Annotated in this window: 13 protein-coding genes; 7 read left to right on the top strand and 6 right to left on the bottom strand. The window is 65.5% G+C overall.

The window, feature by feature from the left end; genetic code table 11:
• Nucleotides 1-32: 32 nt before the first annotated feature.
• Nucleotides 33-1,352, bottom strand: coding sequence for a carboxypeptidase-like regulatory domain-containing protein (locus Pla108_RS09065; protein WP_197526422.1), 1,320 nt, complete (start codon nucleotides 1,350-1,352; stop codon nucleotides 33-35).
• A 232-nt stretch (nucleotides 1,353-1,584) separates the two neighbouring features.
• Between Pla108_RS09065 and Pla108_RS09070 the strand changes: the two genes are divergently transcribed.
• The 4 genes from Pla108_RS09070 (at nucleotide 1,585) to Pla108_RS09085 (ending at nucleotide 7,060) form a co-directional block, all read left to right on the top strand.
• Entirely contained in the window at nucleotides 1,585-2,541 is a 957-nt protein-coding gene (locus Pla108_RS09070; RefSeq protein WP_146444618.1) for a beta-propeller domain-containing protein, read from the top strand.
• 184 nt (nucleotides 2,542-2,725) lie between these two features.
• On the top strand, nucleotides 2,726-3,931 hold the full coding sequence (locus tag Pla108_RS09075; protein WP_146444619.1) for a RimK family alpha-L-glutamate ligase: 1,206 nt from the start codon (nucleotides 2,726-2,728) through the stop codon (nucleotides 3,929-3,931).
• A gap of 182 nt (nucleotides 3,932-4,113) precedes the next feature.
• Nucleotides 4,114-4,320 carry a hypothetical protein gene (locus Pla108_RS21620; RefSeq protein WP_390615640.1) on the top strand — a complete coding sequence of 69 codons (207 nt, stop codon included), beginning with the start codon at nucleotides 4,114-4,116 and terminating at the stop codon, nucleotides 4,318-4,320.
• Between the two features lie 253 nt (nucleotides 4,321-4,573).
• On the top strand, nucleotides 4,574-7,060 hold the full coding sequence (locus Pla108_RS09085) for a hypothetical protein (protein ID WP_146444620.1): 2,487 nt from the start codon (nucleotides 4,574-4,576) through the stop codon (nucleotides 7,058-7,060).
• Between the two features lie 594 nt (nucleotides 7,061-7,654).
• Here the strand turns inward: Pla108_RS09085 and Pla108_RS09090 are convergent.
• The 5 genes from Pla108_RS09090 to Pla108_RS09110 are packed head-to-tail and all read right to left on the bottom strand — an operon-like array spanning nucleotide 7,655 to nucleotide 15,808.
• On the bottom strand, nucleotides 7,655-10,888 hold the full coding sequence (locus Pla108_RS09090; RefSeq protein WP_146444621.1) for a family 78 glycoside hydrolase catalytic domain: 3,234 nt from the start codon (nucleotides 10,886-10,888) through the stop codon (nucleotides 7,655-7,657).
• A gap of 23 nt (nucleotides 10,889-10,911) precedes the next feature.
• Nucleotides 10,912-12,636: a sodium:solute symporter family protein gene (locus Pla108_RS09095; RefSeq protein WP_146444622.1), complete on the bottom strand. Its 1,725-nt coding sequence runs from the start codon at nucleotides 12,634-12,636 to the stop codon at nucleotides 10,912-10,914.
• A gap of 21 nt (nucleotides 12,637-12,657) precedes the next feature.
• Complete coding sequence (locus Pla108_RS09100; RefSeq protein WP_197526423.1) at nucleotides 12,658-13,617, bottom strand: DUF6807 family protein; 960 nt, start codon at nucleotides 13,615-13,617, stop codon at nucleotides 12,658-12,660.
• Between the two features lie 8 nt (nucleotides 13,618-13,625).
• Nucleotides 13,626-14,900, bottom strand: coding sequence for a Gfo/Idh/MocA family protein (locus Pla108_RS09105; protein WP_146444624.1), 1,275 nt, complete (start codon nucleotides 14,898-14,900; stop codon nucleotides 13,626-13,628).
• A complete protein-coding gene (locus tag Pla108_RS09110) occupies nucleotides 14,897-15,808 on the bottom strand; it encodes an NAD(P)-dependent oxidoreductase (RefSeq protein WP_197526424.1) in 912 nt (303 codons plus the stop codon). Before Pla108_RS09110 ends, Pla108_RS09105 begins: the two co-directional genes overlap by 4 nt.
• Before the next feature lie 216 nt (nucleotides 15,809-16,024).
• On the opposite strand from Pla108_RS09110, the gene Pla108_RS09115 reads away from it, so the two are divergent.
• The 3 genes from Pla108_RS09115 to Pla108_RS09125 all read left to right on the top strand — a co-directional run bounded on the left by Pla108_RS09115 (nucleotide 16,025) and on the right by Pla108_RS09125 (nucleotide 19,504).
• Nucleotides 16,025-16,948 carry a ThuA domain-containing protein gene (locus Pla108_RS09115; protein ID WP_146444626.1) on the top strand — a complete coding sequence of 308 codons (924 nt, stop codon included), beginning with the start codon at nucleotides 16,025-16,027 and terminating at the stop codon, nucleotides 16,946-16,948.
• Nucleotides 16,949-17,186: 238 nt separating this feature from the next.
• Nucleotides 17,187-18,452, top strand: a complete 1,266-nt coding sequence (locus Pla108_RS09120; protein ID WP_146444627.1) for a tagaturonate epimerase family protein — start codon at nucleotides 17,187-17,189, stop codon at nucleotides 18,450-18,452.
• The gene (locus tag Pla108_RS09125) at nucleotides 18,449-19,504 is read left to right on the top strand and encodes an aldo/keto reductase (protein WP_231934404.1); all 1,056 of its coding nucleotides are present in this window, start codon (nucleotides 18,449-18,451) and stop codon (nucleotides 19,502-19,504) included. The genes Pla108_RS09120 and Pla108_RS09125 overlap by 4 nt, the downstream gene beginning before the upstream one ends.
• Nucleotide 19,505: the final 1 nt, after the last annotated feature.

Genomic DNA, 19,505 nt, shown 5'->3' on the forward strand with positions numbered 1-19,505 from the left:
CAAGGCAAGCGGTTCATCGAGCTTCGTGTCGGTCACTCGCCCTCGACTGGCGCGAACTCCTCCTCGTTAAACTCGCCGGCCGCCATCGAGAGTTCTTCCACGAGGAACTTGACGCAGAAGGGCGAAATCCCCCGTCCGAACTGGGGGTGGTTGCCGCGGGCGACGATCACCGCGCCCTCGCTCAGTGGCGGGCAACGCTGGGCGCTCATCGGCAGTTCGCCGAGTTCTTTGATGTCGGCGAAGCGTACCTCGGGCTCCGCAAGCTGATAGAAGATCGGCGCATGGGAGTTGCCGATCGTGACGGCGCCGTCTTTCACACCGAGATAGAGGTGGGCCTCCTTCGCGAAGCGCTGGAACGACGCCGAGGAGTAGATCGTCTCGTCCAGCGGGATTCGGGACGAGTCAACAACGCGTTCGATCGTCCCGGTTTCGACGCCCGGCCCCTCGAATATATCCGACCCCTCGGCGCTAATGACATACGACAACTTTAGGCGGCGAGGCCGGAAGACAGAGAGATCGCAGGCGATCTCCTTTTTCTCGGTGTCACGGATCGAGACCCGCGACGACCCGCCGACGAAGCCCCGCTTGCGGACCGAGAGGTTGACGACTTCCAACCCAAACCCCTCCAACTGGTAGAAGCCGTCGGCGTCGCTGTGCGTACGCCGAGCGTCGGCCGACACCAGCGCGCCCTCGACCGGGACGCCGGCGCCGTCGCGGACGTAACCGGTGAGGGTCACCGTCCCGTCGGCCTTCACTTTTTGCAAGACGATCCGGCCCAGGTTGGCGATCTTGCCCGGCACAAGGGTCACGCTCCGGTTAATGACCGCATAGGGAGGTCCCGGGTCGATCTCGAGGCGACGCACGCCGTCTTCACGCTCCCTGACGCTCTCGAAGTGCAGCCACGGCGCGTCGGCGGTCGCCCTTTGGCCCCCTGAGTAGCCAAGCCCTCGGTAGCAGCGAATGTCAATGTTCTCAGGATGGGACGCCGGCTCCCCGAGACCGGTGTCGAGGTACAAGACAATCGCCGCCTCGCGCGTGTCCGCCCCTTTCTGCTTTAACCGTTCCTCCGTCTTCTCGATCAACGCCTGCAACACCTCTTCGTACGCGGGGGGCGGCGGGATGATCAACGTCTGGTCGTCGGGCGGGACGGCGGGGGCGAACTCGATCCGCGTTATGAGGTTCAACGCGACGACGCTGTCGTCGCCTCCCACGACATGCAACCGGATGACGCCATTCACGTACTCCGTGACCTCACCCCGGAGGGTGCGCCCGTCGGCCAAGTAGATCACGTCCGCCGTTGCGCCTGTCGCGAGCAGCAGGACCAAGAAACCATAGGCGAGCCGGAACGACATTGGGCGAGTCTCCATTTCGTGGCGAACCAATTTCCGCTCCCCATCCTACCAAGCGTCCGACCGCCGAGTCGGCGCCTGACGCCAGGTTCCTTACTGGGCCGTTCGACGCACCTTAGTCTCCAGTCTCGATCGCCCCGGGCCCCCGCCCCCGGCAGGTTCAACCGGGGAGGCGACGGATTCCGCCAAAGACACTCTGAGTCCACACCAAACTTTACTAACAAGCACGACCGCCATGCGAACGGATCTTTGTTTCTACGCCGTCGCCGCCGCCGCGGTGCTGACTCCAATCGCCCACGCCGCGTCGCCCGCCGCTCCCGGCCGCCCTCTCCTTGCGGCCGACGCGAGCGCGGGACGCATCGCCCTGCTTGCGGCCGACGGCGCAATTGAGTGGGAGCACCCGATTGGGGCGATCCACGACTTGCAGTTGCTCCCGAACGGGAACGTGCTGTTCCAGACGTCGTGGACGCGGATCGTTGAGATCGACCCGGCTACCGGCGACGTCGTCTGGGAATACGACTCGGCCTCGTCGAATGGCAATTCGGGCAAGCGGGTCGAGGTCCACTCGTTTCAGCGGCTGCCGAATGGCGACACGATGATCGCCGAGTCGGGGCCCGCCCGGCTGATCGAGGTCGGCCCCCGGGGCGAACTCCGGCGGCAGATCCCCCTAAAAGTCGATCACCCCGACCCCCACCACGACACCCGGCTGGCGCGGCGCCTCCCCAATGGCCACTACCTCGTCGCGCACGAAGGGGATGGCGCGGTGCGAGAGTACGACGCGCAAGGCGCCGTGGTATGGGAGTATGCGGTCCCCCTGTTCGGCAAGGCGCCGCGCGGTGGGCACGACGCCTCGGCATGGGGCGCCGCCGTCTTCGCCGCCGAGCGGCTCCCGAACGGCAACACGCTGATCGCCACCGGCAACGGTCACAGCGTTCTCGAAGTGACCCCCGAGAAGGAGATTGTCTGGCGGCTCAAACAGGACGACCTGCCCGGGATCACGCTCGCCTGGGTCACGACGCTCCAGCCACTGCCCAACGGCAACCTCATCCTGGGCAACTGCCACGCCGGCGCCGACAACCCGCAGATCATCGAGGTCACCCGCGACAAGCAAGTCGTCTGGCAGTTCAAGGACTTTGAGCGCTTCGGTGACGCGCTATCGAACTCGTACGCGCCAGCGGCGGAAGACGAATGAGCTTCGCGACGCGGCCATCCGCTCGCCCGCTTGCCGTCGCGGAGGTCTTCGCGAACGCTGGCGCGCCTTCGCAGCGGGGCGCGCCCCGCAAGCACGGAAGTCTCACTCAGCTAACGGCGAACCCCTATGATACAACGGTGTTTGATGATCGAAGAAAGAACCATCTACGTGAAGGAATCGACCGATGAAGTTAGGAATCCTTTCCACGGCGCCGAAGTGCTACAGCACCGCCCGGCTCCGCCAAGCGGCCGAAGAGCGCGGACACAACGTCAAGGTCCTCAACACGCTGCGTTTCGCCATTGACCTCGAAGCGGGCGAGCCGGACCTCTACTTCCGGTCGAAGGAACTCAGCGACTACGACGCCATCATCCCGCGCATCGGGGCGTCGATCACCTACTTCGGTACGGCCGTCGTCCGCCAATTCGAGCAGATGGACGTCTACACGCCCAATACGGCGAACGGCATTTCGAACTCCCGCGACAAGCTCCGCTCGATGCAAATCCTCAGCCGGCACGAGATCGGCATCCCCTACTCGACCTTTGTTCGCGACCGGGCCGACGTGATGCCAGCCATCATGCGGACCGGTGGCGCTCCGATCATCATCAAGATCCTCGAAGGCACCCAAGGCGTAGGCGTCATCCTCGCCGAGACGACGAAGGTGGCCGAGGCGATCATCGAGACCCTCCAAACCGCCAAGCAGAACGTCCTCATCCAGCGCTTCGTGAAGGAGAGCAAGGGGAAGGACATCCGGGCGTTTGTCGTCGGCGACCGCGTCATCGCGGCGATGCGGCGCGTCGCTCAGGGCGACGAGTACCGCAGCAACGTCCACCGAGGGGGTAACACCGAAGCGATCACCCTCGATCCGGCCTACGAGGAAACCGCCGTCCGCGCGGCCCAGATCATGGGCCTCCGCGTGGCGGGGGTCGACATGCTTGAAGGCGCCAACGGCCCGCAGATCATGGAGGTCAACTCGTCGCCCGGGCTTGAGGGGATCGAGGGGGCGACCGGCCTCGACATCGCCGGCGCCATCGTTGACTACTGCGCCAATCAAGTGAACTTCCCCGAGATCGACCTGCGACAACGGCTCACCGTCTCGAAGGGCTACGGGGTCGCCGACGTCGTGATCCCCGAGGGCTCCGAGTACGTCGGACAGACGATCATCGATTCCGGGCTACGCAGCAAAGACGTCGTGGTGCTCAATCTCCATCGCGGGACCAGTGTGATCTCGAATCCGAAGGACTCCCGGGTTCTTGAGCCGGGCGACAAGCTGCTCTGCTACGGCAAACTCGAATCGATGCGCGACTTGGTCCCCGCGAAGGAACAGAAGAAGCGGCGTCTCAAAGTGAAGAACCTCCGCCCCGCGGCGGTCGAGAACCGGGAGAAGCCGTGATGCCGCATTAGTAAGACCAAGACCAGCGGCTAGGGCGAGATGCAGCCGGGCTCGGCACTCTCGACTTCGATCGTCGTCTTGCAGAGCTTTCCGGTAGCGACTTTTCGATCCTGGCGCCTCTCTGGCGTGGCAAGCAACCAGGGCCAACCGTCTGCATCACCGCGGCGGTTCATGGCGATCAGATCAACAGCGCCGGCGCCATCCGCCGGCTGATCCGAGAGAAGCCCTTCGAATTGGTCGCGGGGACCCTCGTGCTGGTCCCGGTCGTCAATCTTCTCGGCTTTGAAAGGCACACCCGTTATCTGCCGGGGGGGAAGCCTCACGAGCCGGTTTGCCGTTCGTTCTTTGATCACATCAACAAGTACTTTGACTACGGGATCGCTTTGTAAGCAGCAGAATGACGGCGTCGCTGCGTTCGACCTTCGGTCTGAGGGGTTCGACCGCAGCGCGGCTGTCGTTCGCTTCCTCGACCGTCACGCCTCACACGGAGAGATTCCTTGCTCGACCGAGGCCGTCGCCGGCTGCCAGGCGGGGTGACCAACGAATTGGTTCGACAGGCTACAGACCCCCTGCCATAATCTCGGTCGGGACCATGCCGCATGCCGCGCTGAGATTGAACTCGGTCGCTCTTTTCAGGTACTCATGTTCCGCGTTTTCCTGACCGCTGCTGGGCTCGCGTTGCTCGCGGGTATTGCCGAGGCGCAAACCATTATCGATGTGCCGCCGGCTGTGGCGCCCACGTCGATCGGCGCCGACACGGTGCTGAATCTCTTCGACGGCGGCGAGTTGCCTGCCGACTTCCAGGCGAACGCCGGGAGCATCGTCAACATCGCGGGTGGCGTCGTCGGCCCGCGCTTCGACGCCAACGACATGAGCGTCGTGAACATTTCGGGCGGCAGGGTTGGACCCTTCGTTGCGAGAGATGGGAGCACTGTCAATATTTCGGGTGGCACTTTTGCCGACTTTGGTTTCTTTACCGAGAACCTCAGCAACGTCACCTTCGCTGGCGGCGACTTCCGGATCGACGACCAATTGATTGCCGGACTCGGCGGTCCGGGATCGACGACGCCGCTGACCATCCCGGGCGACGCCATCTCCGGCGTCACCTTCAGCGGCACGTTGGCGGATGGGACCCCGTTCGCGTTCTCTCGTCAGGAGTCGGGATCGCGGCTTGGGGGCATGCTCACGCTCCGGGCCGTAGGGCTCCCCGCCATCGGGCCCGCCGTCATCACCGCCTCGACCGACACGATCCCGCTGGGCATCCGGTCCGGGCAGACGATGGTCGTCGATGACGGCGGCGTCTTGCCGGCTGACTTCAACGCGGGGTGGGGCAGCACCGTCGAGATCCGCGAAGGGGGCGTTGTCGGCCGCAACCTCGAAGCGACGGGGGCGACCATCAACATGACGGGGGGCGAGAGCCTCGGCGACCTGGAGGTGTTCTACGGCGGCGTGTTGAACATGAGCGGCGGCGTGCTCAATCCCAGCAACGACATCTTCTCGGGAGGCGTCGCTAACATCTCAGGAGGAATGGTCCCGCAGATCTATGTGTGGCGCGACGCGGAACTCCACCTCTCGGGCGACACGCTGGTGAGCCAAGTCAATTTAGCGCCCGGTTCGACGCTGACCATCGATGGCGACGTGTTCCTTCCCACCCTGCGCTTCTTCCGATCGGCGCCTCCTGGCGTCACCACGACGTTGGAAGTCCACGGTGGGTATCTCAACATGCCTTCGAGTGGTCTTAACAGCGTCGACTTGCTGGTTACCGGCGGAAGGATCAATGACTTGGAAATGGGCTTCAATTCGCAGCTACGGATGACGGGCGGTGAAGCCTACAGCCTCACCGTCGCAGATGGCGGCGCCACGACCATCACCGGAGGCATGTTCGACCGCGGATTTGATGCGAAGTCCGGCAGCTATGTCGAAGTGTCTGGCGGCATGATTGGCGCCCGCGGCGGATTCCTGGGCGAATCGTACATCCGCAGCAACGCCGTCGCCAATATCTCCGACGGCGCCTTTGGCGGGCGTTTGATCGCATATAGCGGCGCTCAGGCGACCATCACCGGCGGGACATTTGCGGAGGGGCTCACCGTGCAGGCGGGCGCCACGGTCTCGATCGCCAACGCGACGATATGGTCGAGCTTGACCACCGCGGCGGGAACGAACGTATCGATCGTGAACACTTCGATGGGCGAACGCTCACTCCTCAACGACGCTAACATCGCGCTGGCGGGGCAAGATGTCGGGGTCGATCTAGAAGCCAACAACGTTGATTGGACGATGGTCGGAGGGGCGATCTTAGACAGCCCGTACTTTGGAGGCGGCTCAACCGTTTCGCTTAGAGGCGTTGCGATGGGCGCCGAAGCGGTGTTCGATAACTCCGACCTGACCATCGAAGGCGGGTCGATTGGTCGGGGCCTTACGGTCCGAGGGCCGACCAGTGGCTATGTCTACCAGACGCTCCTGAAGGACGCGACCGTGGATGATTTCGCGCTTATTAGCCGCGTCAAACTTTCGATCGACGACGGTTCGTACGGCTACGCTACGTCGTTAAGCGAGTTGCGAGCGGGCAGCACCATCCGCGACGCGTCCTTCGGCGACAACACGACGATCACCGGTCCGGTGGAGATCATTGGCGGCAGCTTCGGTGACAATTTCCAGCTCAACACGGGCGCCACTCACGACAGCGAAATCATCATCGACGGAGGTTCGATGGGCCTCAGTGCGCGGATCGAGGGTAAGCTGACGTTGGTCGACGGCTCGATCGGAAGCGGTCTCCGCGTCTCCCGAAGTTCAAGCGTAGTCACTGTCGCCGGCGGCGCCGATCGTTTCGACAGCGCTATCGTCACGCTCACGCTCTTCGACGGCCTGCTCGGCGACTACAACACCGACGGCGTCGTCGATGCGAGCGACTACACCGCCTGGCGAGACACCTTGGGCGATACCGTCGTGCCCGGCGCCGGAGCGGACCACGATTTCAGCGGCGTGATCGACCAGGGTGATTACTACGTATGGCGAAGCCACTACGGCAGCAGCCAGTCAGCGCCCGAATCTGTCCCGGAGTCGACCTCGATCGCCCTGACCGTCTTGATGTCACTCGCCACCGGCCTGCTCCACCACCGGCACGGATGAGCGACCGTCATCCGCGACGTCCTGAGATTTGACCCAATCTCGGCGGCAGTTGGCCTGTTTTGACCGCCCGGCCAAGAACTCGATACCTTTGGCTTCTGGGTCGATGAGCCGATCTGGGCGCCGCCGCTCGACGCGACCGAACGTCTCGCCGAGTCGATGGCGCGGCTCTCCAGGCCGTTCACCTCGATGGAGCGGCGTTGGGACGCGGTGGTCGACAAGCACCGCAACGAGTTCACGCAAGTGCGAGAGATCGAGCTCGGCCGGGCGTCGATCCGGCTGCCGCAGGGTCGGTTTTTCGTCGCCGTCACCGAGCAGAAGAATTTCGACAGGATCGCCGAAACCGTGCCCGACAGCGTGCTGACCCGGCGTTTGTCATCGAGTACGCGAACCAGCCCGGCGTCTTGCACAAGGCCGGCCACTTCAACGAGGTGGGCGGCGTCATGCCTATCGAGAATTGAGCGGCATGCCGCGGCGGGTCAACTCGAATTGGCCACATGCGTGAAACCGAATTGTTGGAACGACCTCGCCGACAGGTCGGGGCCGGCTGCTAACAAAAACCAAATCGGAATCGTGCCATTCACGGAGAAAACGCTTCTATTGGCCGGTGATCCGGAACTCGTAGGCGCCGCTCGCGACCTCAACGCCGACCCGGCCGCCAAGGATGCGAGCGGCGCCGATTCCGTCCGCCTTGCCGAGCGGCGCTCCACCTTCGGTAACGGCCGACGCGTCGGCGGTCGGTAGGTGAACGTCCGCCGTCGTTCCGGGCGGAACGACGATCCGCCAAGCGATCGCCCCGTTGTCGCGGCGCCATTCGCTCTTGATCTGGCCGTACGGCGAGCGGTACGACGCCCGCGCTCCATCAAGGCCTTCGACCATCTGCGGCCGCATCTCGATGCGGCGGAAGCCGGGTTGGGCGGGGGCGATTCCCGCGAGGTCCTCGTAGAGCCAGGTCACCAGGTCGCCGATCAGCATGACGTGGTTGCCGGAGTTCATCGCGGGGTCGGCCGTGTCGCCGTTCCAGAGCTCCCAGATCGTGGTCGCTCCTTGCGAAGCCATGTAACCCCAGCTTGGGTACGCCTCGCGCGACGCGATCGCAAAGGCCAAGTCGGGACGGCCGATGTCGGTGAGCGTCCTGCAGAGGAACTGTCCACCGACGAGGCCGGTGGCGATAGCGCCGCCGTCGCGCTCGGCGACGTGGCGGGCGAGAGTCGCCGCCAGCATCTCCCGCTGGCCCTGCGGCGGAAGACCGAACGCCAACGGCATCACCGAAGACGATTGTGTGCCGTTGGAGTATTGCGCGGCGTCGGCGTTGTAGTAGGTCGTATTGATCGCCTCTCGCAACCGGTCGGCCATCTCGGCAAAACGCGACTGGTCAGCGCTGTGGCCGAGCATCGAGGCGTATTGCTCCATCCGCTTCAGGTCGTAGTAGAAGAACATCGACGCCAGCAGCGTGGTGTCGGTGATCCGCTCTGGGTCGAGCGAGTGGATTAGCTCGGGCGACTCGGGCGGGACGCACCAGTCGCCATACGAATCCCGGTCGATCAGGCCGTCGTCTCGGAGATACCCCGCCATGTGATCGATCCACCGGGCGTTGCTCTCGTACTGTTTTTCGATCGGTCGGCGGTCGCCGTACTGGTCGTTGAGGATTTCGGGGAGCAAGATCGCCGTGCTTGGCCAGACGACGTTGTCGCTGAAACGCGGCCAGTGGATCGGCGCGATGTCGGGGAGGCTGCCGTTCTCCCTCTGCGAGTCGCGGATGTCGGTCAGCCACTTCTCGTAGAAGGCGGCCACGTTGTAGACGTAGCTTTCGCTGCGGGCCGTTTCGAGGCGGTCACCCAACCAGCCCTGTCGTTCGTCGCGCTGCGGGCAGTCGAGCGGCGTGGTGCGGTAGTTGCCGCGGAAACCCCAGACGGCGTTCCGGTAAACCTGGTTGACGACCTCATTAGAACACGCAAACTCGCCGACCGGCTCCATGTCGTCGTGGACGACGCGGCCCTCGATGGCGTCGAGAGTCGGCTCGCCGGGGTAACCGGTCACCTCGACGTAGCGGAAGCCGTGGAGCGTGAACTGTGGCTCCCAGACCTCTTCGCCGCCCCCTCGCAGGGTGTAACGGTCGGTCGCCTTGGCGCCACGCAGGTTCTCGAGATAGAGCTCGCCGTCGTCGGTCAGCCGCTCGGCGTGCCGCAGCCGGACAGTGGCGCCGGCCGGGCCGCTCACCTTGAGTCGGCACCAACCGACCATGTTTTGGCCCAGATCGTAGATGTAGACGCCCGGCGACGGCTCCGTAACGGTTTTTGCCGCGAGCGTCTGAGTGACACGCATCGGCGCGATCGGCTCGGCCTCGATCCGCTTCGAGGGCCGGTCGAGCTGTTCGACTTGCTCCCAACTGGCGTCGTCGTAGCCGGCGTCGGTCCAGCCGTCGAGCTCGCGGCGGGCGTCGTACTCCTCGCCGTCGTACTCGTTGTTGGCGACAATCGGTCCGTCGTCGGTCATCCGCCATGCGGTGTCGCTCGTGACGACCGACACCGAGCCGTCCTCGTGCTCGATAGTGAGCCTTAGCAGCAGCATCGGCGATCCGTACGTTGGCATACCGGCGTAGACTTCGCTGCGCATTGCGTAGAAGCGGCCGTTGCCGAGGGTGCAGCCGAGCACGTTGTCGCCCACTCGCAGCGAGTCGGTCACGTCGCGCGTGATGTAGTACGACCGCTCGGGGTACTGTGACATGGCGGGCGACAGCACCTGATCGCCGACCCGTTTGCCATTGGCGAAGAGCTCGGAGCAGCCCAAGCCGCACAACGAGACCGTCGCCCGGCGGACGGGCTTGTCGAGAGTGAACTGCTTCCGCAGGTAGCGCGCCGGCAAACGGCGTGACTCGGCGTGGCGGACCGGGCCCCAGGGATCGGCGCCAACTTCCGCGAGCTCGTCGGCAGCGACCCAGTCGGAGTCGACGAAGTCGGGTTCGATCCAGTCCGCCGTCTCTTCGTCACTAGCAAGCCAGCTGGCGTCGGACATCACGACAAGCGGCTCGGCGTCGACGAAATCGACCTTGAGCCACGCGACCATCGCGGCGGGAACGTTCGACGTGCTTCGCTTCGCCGGCGTCGCCGCGATCACGTTCTTGCCTTCTCGCAAGAGGTGCGTCAGGTCGAGTTCTTTCGCCGACGAGTGGCCGCTCCGGGAGCCGAGCTTGCGGCCATTCAGATAGATATCGACATGATCGACCGCCGCCATCCGCAGCACGGCGTGCTCGATCGCCTTGCCGGCTGGCAGGGTGAACGCTCGCCGCAGGTAGCACTGTGATTTTTTCGTGGCCCGATCGGTGGTGTTATCGGGGAACCAGATCCACTGGGCGTCGCTGAGGTTCTCAACCCGTTCGGGGACCGCCTTGCCGATCCATTTGGCCTCCCACTCGTTGCCGTCCAACACACCCATGATCCAGTCAGCCGGTTCGCTCCAGGCGGACGGCTTGCCCTGCCGATCCCAGACGCGCACGGTCCAGTAGAGTCGCTCATGGCTGTGTAGTTCGCGTCCTGCGTAGGGGACGAGGACGCTCTCGATCGACTCCCGCTTGCCGCTGTCCCAGGCGTCGGCTTTGCCTTCGGCGAGCTGCTCGGGAGTCGTTGCGACCAACACTTGGTAGGCCGTCTGGCGATCGCCCCGTTCGTCGGAGCCTAGCGTCCACGACAGGCGGGGCTGCAAGACGTCAACGCAGTGGGGCGACAGCAAGTGCTCACAGTGGAGCGACTCGACTTGGATCGCGTCTGCCGACGTGGCGAAGCCGAACGCGATCAGTAGGACCAGCGGACGAGACAGGCGTGAGAAAAGCATGCAAACTCCGTGAGAACCGCGGCTCAACCAATGATCGCCAAAAAACCGCCAACCAACGCCGCCACCATCACCCAACCGGCAAGGAACCCCGCGACCGAGACGGCCGAGGGGACCGGGACTTCGAGTCCGGCCCCCTGGATCAGCATCCGCCGCGACGGGGCGGCGACGCCGACCGGCATCGTGCAGGGCGCCTCGACGACCTCGCCCGCCTGGACGGGGGTCCGCGTCAGGTCGTAGAAGCGCTGGAGCTTCTCCGCCCGGGTGCGCGGCGTGACCAGACTCACCAAGACACAACCCAACACGCCGGCCGACAGATAGGCGACACTCGTCCATGCGTCCCCCACGGAGGCGGCGCCGTCCGATGCGACCGACACCACACCCATCGACCTGAGCAACGGGAATCCGGCGAGCCACGTCGCGACGGCCGGCAGTGTCGCCAGCAACCACACGGCCATCGCGGCCAGGGTGCCGGCCCAGGCGCCGGCCGGCGTCGCGCGGCGCCAGAAGAGGCCGATCCAGAAGGCGATACCAACCAGCGGGGCGATCTTCAGCCAGATGTTCAACGCGTCGATGACACTCGGCACCCAGAACGCGAACCAGACGCCGACCGCGACGATCGCCGCGGCGGTCAGGCGCCCGACGCCGACGTAGTGTGTGTCGGGGCGGTTGGGGCGGAGCGGGCGGTAGAGGTTCTCGGTGACGAGCGCGGCGCCGCTGATCATGATCGCGTCGCACGAGCTCATGATCGAAGCCAGCAGGCACGCCAGGAAGATCCCCAGCAGGCCTGGGAAGATGCCGGGCAAGAACGCCCGTGCGACTTCGCCATAGAGGTGGTCGGGTTCGACCGTCGCGAGGTCGATGTTCTGGTTGAGGTACCAGGCGACTGCCGCAAGCGAAGTAATGCTCCAGGCGATGGTGCAGATCCGCTTGACGATGTTGCCGACCATGAAGCCGACGCGGCCGTCCATCTCGGTCCGGCCGGCGCCGCAGACGCCCATGATAAACGGCTGAGCGACGATCCCGACGAGCAGCTGGATCGAGTACATGATGACGAAAAACGTGTTGATCTTCGTCGGCGCCAAGAGCGAGAGCATCTGCGGGTTGTGGGCGCCGACAGTCTCTCGGACTCCTTCGAGACCGCCCGTCGCCTGCAGCACGAACGGCAGCAGCAGGAACGAGAACAGGACCGTCATCAGCCCTTGCACAAAGTCGGTCACCACCGCGGCGCCGAGGCCGCCCGCCATGCCGTAAATCAGGAACAGCGCGGTCGTGATCAAGATCGCCACGTTCGCGTCGATCGCGCCGGCGGTGCACGAGTCGATCATCGCGCCGGCGCCCTTGAGCAGCAGGCCAATCTTCACCGCCATGCCGACCACGCCGACGACTGCGAACAGCACGCCGACGCTGCGGTCGTAGCGGAGCTCGTAGACATCGGCGGTGGTGGTCGCCCGCAGCCGGCGGAAGATCGGCGCCAGCAGCCAGTAGAACGGCGTCGCCGGCAGCCAGACCCACTGCCACCAGATCGCCGAGAGGCCGTCGGTCAGGGTCTTCGAGGCGACCGTCACCGCTTGGTCGGAGGAGGTTCCTGTCCCGAAGGCGAAGGTGATCATCATCGCCTTGCCGAAACGGCGCGGCATGAAGAAGTCGCTCGACGACTTCACACGGCGGGCCGTCCAGGCGCCGAGCAGCGTGATGCCGATCAGGTAGAGCGGCAGCACCGCCCAGTCGATCGGTTGCATTCCCTTCATACGTCGTGAGTCCTGCGATCCTTAGCGTTCGCTGCTGACGTACTCTTGGTAAGCCTGGTCGAGCTGCCCGTCGGTCGGCGTCGTTCCCGAATGCCCCACCACGGCGTAGCGGAGACGCAGGCTCTCGCCCGGCCGGACCGTGACCCGGCTCGCGGGCCTCGCCTTGAAGGCGGCGATCCCAAACGGGTTGGCGCAGACGAAGCCGTAATCGCGGGCGTGCATCCGCGAAGCCCGGAAGTTGCCCGAATGGCAGAAGATCGCCACCCCGGCGGGCTCACCCTCGAGGCGCCCCCTGTAGTCGAGCCATTGCGTCGGTGTGCCCCAGATCTGCGCCGAACCGCGGCGCCCCCCATCGGCGGCGATCTCGCCCGTGCCAGTCGGCGCCGGATTGGGGCCTCCCGCCTCGACACGCAGGGGCGTCGCGAGCCGGACCCCCAGGCCCATCTCTTCTTGATCGCCGAACGTGAAAGCCTTGTCTCCGAAGAACGTCGTGTCGTAGGTGACGACGATCCCCAGCGGAGTACGCCGCAACGTGTGTCGGGTGAGGCTCTGGCAGACGAGGGCGCCGTCCGCGTCGAGGTAGCGTTCTTCGGTCGCGAAGGACAGCACGCCCTCCTCCGACTCGGCCGGCTGGATGAAGCGATCGTGCTTCACCGTGGCGTCGAGCCGCCAGAAGTCGGCCCCGTTGATGTCGCCAAACGCCATCCAGACCCCGGGGTGGAAGTCGGGGTGGTCCATGCGGTCTTCGCCGGCAACGGGCGGATGACTCCGCGTCACCTGAACGCCGGCGGGCGAACGGAGCCGGGTGAAGTAGGGACGCGAGATCGTCTCGTCGGCGTAGACGTACTCGACGACCGCAACGCCGCCCAAGGAGAACGCCAAGGTCCCCGGGGACTCCGCTACCGACCAATCGTCGGCGCGGGCGCCCGACGCAAGAGTCAGCAGAACGACCGCTAAACCAGCGACGTGAGTTGGAAACAAGAACGTGCTCACAGACCGTCAGGGACCGCCCAGTGCCCCCCCTCGTGGTAGCGACGGGTCAAGAGCTTCGCCGCGCCGTCGTTGCTGATAACCGACTCGGATTCCGGATCGAAGCTGAACGAAGAACCAGAGCGGATCGCCGCGTTAGCGAGGTGGATCGGCCCCACGCTGAGGTGCGCCTCGTGCAGCGGGGCGTTGAGTGGCGTCCCCTTACGGATGGCGTCGACAAAGTTATCCAAATGGGCGAACCCCGTCTCACGGCCGAAACGACTCTCCTCGATCGGCTCGTTGCGGGGGCCGACGATCCGCAGCTTGCCCCGCTTACTGAGGAACATCTGCCCTTCGGTCCCGTAGAACTCGACCCCCGAGTCACAGTTCACCGGGTAATTGGTCGACCAGAGCCGCATCTCGAAGATGAGCTGCTTCGGCTTCGCGGCGTCGGCCGCGTACTCGAAGACGCAGGTCGCCGTGTCGGGGCACTGCTGGTCGTCGTTGGCGTGGTACTTGCCGCCCACGGCGACAACTTTTGTCGGCAGCGTGTCGACGCCGAGCCCCCAGCGGGCGTAGTCGATTTCATGGGCGCCGTCGTTGCCGATGTCGCCGGTGCCGAAGTTCCACCACCAGTGCCAGTCCGAGTGGAGGCGGTTCGACTGGTACGGGAGCCACTCGGCCGGCCCGACCCACAGGTCGTAGTCGAGACCCGGGGGGGGCGCCGACGGCGTTTTGTGACCGATGGTCCCCCGGTCCTGGATGTTCCACGCTTTCGCCACCAGCACATCGCCAATGACGCCGTCGTGCAGCCTAGCGATCGCGTCGCGGATCGCCGGCCGTGACCGCGACTGGGTGCCGTGCTGGACGACAACGCCGCTTCGCTCCGCTGCTTGCAGCAGCAACTGGCTCTCACGGAAGTTGTGCGAGCAAGGCTTCTCGACGTAAACATGCTTGCCCGCTTGGCAGGCAAGGATCGCGGCGGGGGCGTGCCAGTGGTCGGGCGTGGCGACGACCACCGCGTCGATCGTGGGATCATCCAGCAAGCGGCGGAAATCGCTCACCGCGTTCGCCGGCGTGACGCCGCACGCCTCGGCGGTCTCGGCGAGCCGCTGCGCGTCGGGATCGCAGACCGCCGCGACACGGCCGTGGTAGGCGCGGCCGCGGACGCCACAGCCGATCAGCCCGATCCGGACGCTCTCAGCCGGCGCGTTCGCACGAGCGCGTCCCGCGACGCCGGCGGCGATCGCCGCGCCGCTGCCGATCAAGAATATCCGACGGGTTGGCTTGCTCATGCTTCCTCAACAGGGGTTCCAGCCTCAACGGGGGTTCCGGCTTCGTTCAGCACGCGGTAGATGGCGCTGTTGTCGAGGTCGCCCCACCCGAGGGCCTCGCCGCGCTCGAGCATTTCGAGGTGCACCTTCGAAAAGGGGAGCGTCAGACCGTTGCGGTCGGCTTCCTCAAGGATGATTCGGACATCCTTGGCGTGCTGCCCTAGCTTGGCTTGGGTCGTGTAGTCACCGGCGACCATCTTCGCCCCTTTGGTGTCCATGACGCCCGAGTAGGCGTTGCACTGCCGGAGGACGTCGAGCGTCTTCGCCGGGCCGAGGCCGATCCGCGATGCGAAGGCGAGCCCTTCGGCGAGGGCCGCCCGGTTGAGCCCGAGGATCAAGTTGTTAACCAGCTTGAAGCGGGCGGCGGCGCCCCAGGCCCCGACGTGGTGCGACGCCGCCACCATCGCATCGAGCACCGGTTGAGCGCGCCGCAGCACGTCGGCCTCGCCGCCGATGAAGGCAATCGCTTTCCCTTGGCGGGTCTGGTCGCTTGAAGCGGCGATCGGCGCCTCGAGGTAGCTCACGCCGAACGAGCCAAGCCACGCGCCGAGTTCGACCGCGTCGGCCGGGCCCGCCGTCGTCGCATCGATCACACACTGCCCCGGCCGGAAAGACCCCGACAGCTGCTGCAAGGTCTCGCGAACGATCGCGGCGTTGTACAGACAGACCACGACCGTCTCGCACTCGGCGAATGGGTTGTCCGACCAGACGGCGCCCCGGCCGATCAACTCGTCGGCCTTTTCACGTGTCCGATTGAAGCAACGGACCGTCTTGCCCGCTTCCAGCAAGCGTTCGCAAAGGGCCGATCCGAGCAGCCCAAGTCCCACGATCCCGACGGTTCCGGCGACGCCTTCTACGGAGTTCGACAAGGCGTTTTGGGAGGGGCGGGAGGGGACGAGTTGGCGTGTGGCGCAGAGGATCGCCAGAATGATTATCCCCTCCGAGGGACGCCTGCGGTACCGCCGCTGTCGCAAAACGAGGCTCGCAAAGAAGGTTTATCCGGCCGGCTCGCTAAGTGGGTACATTGGGGTGGTGACGGCCCATCGATTTCTTTTCTCTGAACGGCTCTGCAAGGACCCCCCGTGATGACGACGCGATTACGCCTCGCACGAAAGACCGCACTCCTGTTCGCGTCGCTCCTCCCCGCGATCCCGCTGGGTGCGGAGGAAGCCTCGTTCCGGATGCCGGAGTACGGAGAAGCGTCCCCTCCCGCGGCGGTCGCGGCGGGTGTCGTGGAGGCCCTTCACGCCGGCGCCGACAGCGAAGCCTTGGCGGCGGACCTGGCCGGCGACACCCTCAAGGTGCTGTTGGTGTCGGGCGAAAAAGACCACGGTCCGGGCGAGCACGATTACCCCGCGTGGCGCGAGGTCTGGGCCCGCTTGCTCGACGAGGCGCCCGGCACGGAAGTCGACGTCGCTTACACGTTCCCGACCGGCGAGCAACTCGCGTGGGCCGACGTGGCGGTCTTTTACCAACGGGGTCGTTGGGACGACGAACGCGCCGAGGCGATCGACCAGTTCCTCGCCCGCGGCGGCGGACTGGTCTACCTCCACTGGGCGGTCGACGGTCGCGGCGGCGAGGCGGCGATGGCCCAGCGAATCGGTCTCGCTGCGAAAGGGGGCGGCGGCATCCGCTACCGCCACGGGGCGATGGATGTCGATTTCGCGCCGGGCGGCGGACACCCCATCACCCGCAACCTGCAGCGCGCCCTGTGGTACGACGAGGCGTACTGGCGCCTGACCGGCGATCCGGCGAGGCTCAATCTGCTAGGCGTCTCGGTCGAAGACGACGCGCCGCAGCCGCAATTCTGGACCATGGACTCGGGTTCGGGACGGGTCTTTGTCTCGATTCCCGGGCACTTCGCCTGGACCTTTGACGACCCCGTCTTTCGGACGGTGATCCTCCGGGGCATCGCCTGGGCGGGGGGCCGCTGCGTTGATCGCTTCAATAACTTGGCGACGCTTGACGCCCGCATCGCCGAACCTCAGCCGCACGATGTGTCCCACTGACATTGAGGCCGACGAGGATGAGCGGAAATCGAACGGGGCCGAAAAGAGGGCCCGAGATCGGTTGGCCAATAACGCTTTAGGCGTCGATGATGTCCAGCGGGCCGGTCGCGCTCGGTGGCGCCGCAAGGATCGCGACGGATTTTTCTCACACTCACGCATCGTCCAAATCGCGCATGCATCGTACGGCCAAGGGCCGCTTGGCGGTGCGGCGTTGATTGATGAGTAGGATGGACTGACTATGAGCACACCTCGACCGACCACGCTTGGCGTCGGAGCCTCCTTCGGATTCGGTGACCGGATCGGTCTCGCGACGCCCGGCCATCTCGCCGCCTTACGACAGGCGGGGAAGGGGATCGCCCCAATCTTCGCGCAGCAGTCGATCCGCGAGATGACCCGCACCAGCCGCACGCCCGAGGGCGTGATGGGGGACGCCATGGACGCGTTAGCCGACGCCCACTGGACCCAGCCGCACGGCGCCGACGCCGACCATCTCAAGACCGAGGCGGATATCGACGCGACGGCAGACGCTGGTTTCACGTTCTTTACGCTCGACCCGTCGGGCGACGTCGATCAAAAGGCGGACGACTACGACGCCGCGACCGTCGCGGCGAAAGCCGGCAAGCTGGGCGAGGCGGGGCGCTGGATCGGGGACTATGTCGGACGCCGCGTCGCCCTGCCGACCGGGATGGAGCTCGTCTTCGGCGAACTCGACGTGCAACGGGCCGCCGTCAAGTACGGGAAGGCGATCGACACCGCCGTGCGGCTTGGGCTGTACGCCGCCAAGGTGCAGACCGCTGCGGAGCGGCCCTTCGAGATCGAGTTGAGCGTTGACGAAACCGATCAGCCGACCACCCTCGTCGAGCACTACATCGTCGCCGACCAGTGTCTCGCCGGCGGGATCAAGCTGGTGTCGTTGGCGCCGCGCTTCATTGGCGAAATGGAGAAGGGCGTCGACTATATCGGCGATGTCTCACAGCTCGAGAAGTCGCTGGCCGACCACGCCGCGATCGCCAACGCGTTGGGGCCTTACAAGCTGAGCCTCCACTCCGGATCGGACAAGCTCTCGATGTATCCGGCGCTCGCGAGGGCGACCGACGGGCGCTTCCACGTGAAGACCGCGGGGACCTCGTACCTGGAAGCCGTCCGCGTCGCCGCCCTCGAAGAGCCCGAGCTGTTCCGAGACCTGATCCGCTTCTCGCGCGAACGCTACGAGACCGATCGCGCCACCTATCACGTGCACGCCACGCTGGCGTCGGCGCCCGAGCCCAGCCCGCAGGTTGCCGACCAGACGCTGCAAGACGAGTACCTCGAGCGTTGGGAGACCGTCGACACGGGCAGGGGCTTCACCAAGGCGGGTCGCCAGATCCTCCACTGCACGTTTGGTTCGGTCCTGACCGACCCCGCCCTCGGCGCTTCGCTCCGCCAATGCTTGGAAGCGAACCAGGCAACCTATACGGCCGTTCTGGCGGAGCATTTCTCACGCCACCTCGAGGCCCTGCGGTGACGCTTCCTCCGGCACAACCCGATTCGACCGAGGCGTCCGCCGAGAGGGCGCCACTCAGTCTGCCGCGGGTCGTGTTCGGCTCGAGCGCCCTGGGTAATCTCTACGAGGTGGTCCCTGACGAGCGCAAACTCGCGATTGTCAGGGCTTGGCTCGACGAGGGGGGCGACTCGGTCGTTATCGACTCGGCGGGCAAGTACGGCGCCGGCATGGCGCTCGAGAAGCTAGGCGAGTGCTTGCGGGAACTGGGGGCGTCTCCCGAGCGTGTGACAATCGGCAACAAGCTCGGCTGGTGCCGTATTCCGATCCGCGGCAGTGAGCCGACGTTCGAGCCGGGCGCCTGGGCCGGGCTCACCCACGACGCCGAACAGCGGATCAGCCGCGAAGGGATCCTCGACTGCTGGCGGCAGGGGGTCGAACTGCTGGGCGAACCCTACGTGCCCCGCCTGCTGTCGGTCCACGACCCCGACGAGTTTCTTGCCGCGGGTGACCCCACCGAGCGCTGGCAAGACTTGCTCGGCGCCTACGAGTCGCTGAGCGATCTCCGCGACCGTCTGCCAGACAGCACGCTTGGCGTCGGCTCAAAGGACTGGCGCGTCGCGAAGCGGATCGCCGAAGCGGTGCGACTCGATTGGGTGATGCTCGCTAATTGCGTGACCCTCTACTCCCACCCTACCGGCGTCCTGGAGTTCATTGGGCAGCTCGCGGCGCAGGGGATCGCGGTGGTCAACTCGGGAGTCTTCAACGCCGGTTTTCTGGTGGGGGGCCGGTACTTCGACTACCGCGTGCCGTCGCCGACCGCCAACGCCGAGCTGTTCCGCTGGCGCGAGACGTTCAACCAACTCTGCACTGAGCACCAGGTGCGTCCCGCCCACGTGTGTGTCCAGTTCGGGCTCTCGCCCGCGGGCGTCGAGTCGGTCGCCTTGAACACCGCTCATCCGGGCCGCGTCGCCGAGAACCTCGAGATCGCCGCGCAGCCGTTGCCGTTGTCTTTTTGGTCTGCCGCTAAGGAAAATGGTTTGATCGACCCGGCCTACCCTCATCTTGGCGTCTGAT

The organism is Botrimarina colliarenosi (genome assembly GCF_007859955.1).
Taxonomy (GTDB): domain Bacteria; phylum Planctomycetota; class Planctomycetia; order Pirellulales; family Lacipirellulaceae; genus Botrimarina; species Botrimarina colliarenosi.

Coding starts and splice junctions, on each gene's coding strand:
- Pla108_RS09065 (WP_197526422.1), bottom strand. CDS start 1,352: ATGTCGTTCCGGCTCGCCTATGGTTTCTTGGTCCTGCTGCTCGCGACA.
- Pla108_RS09070 (WP_146444618.1), top strand. CDS start 1,585: ATGCGAACGGATCTTTGTTTCTACGCCGTCGCCGCCGCCGCGGTGCTG.
- Pla108_RS09075 (WP_146444619.1), top strand. CDS start 2,726: ATGAAGTTAGGAATCCTTTCCACGGCGCCGAAGTGCTACAGCACCGCC.
- Pla108_RS09085 (WP_146444620.1), top strand. CDS start 4,574: ATGTTCCGCGTTTTCCTGACCGCTGCTGGGCTCGCGTTGCTCGCGGGT.
- Pla108_RS09090 (WP_146444621.1), bottom strand. CDS start 10,888: ATGCTTTTCTCACGCCTGTCTCGTCCGCTGGTCCTACTGATCGCGTTC.
- Pla108_RS09095 (WP_146444622.1), bottom strand. CDS start 12,636: ATGAAGGGAATGCAACCGATCGACTGGGCGGTGCTGCCGCTCTACCTG.
- Pla108_RS09105 (WP_146444624.1), bottom strand. CDS start 14,900: ATGAGCAAGCCAACCCGTCGGATATTCTTGATCGGCAGCGGCGCGGCG.
- Pla108_RS09115 (WP_146444626.1), top strand. CDS start 16,025: ATGACGACGCGATTACGCCTCGCACGAAAGACCGCACTCCTGTTCGCG.
- Pla108_RS09120 (WP_146444627.1), top strand. CDS start 17,187: ATGAGCACACCTCGACCGACCACGCTTGGCGTCGGAGCCTCCTTCGGA.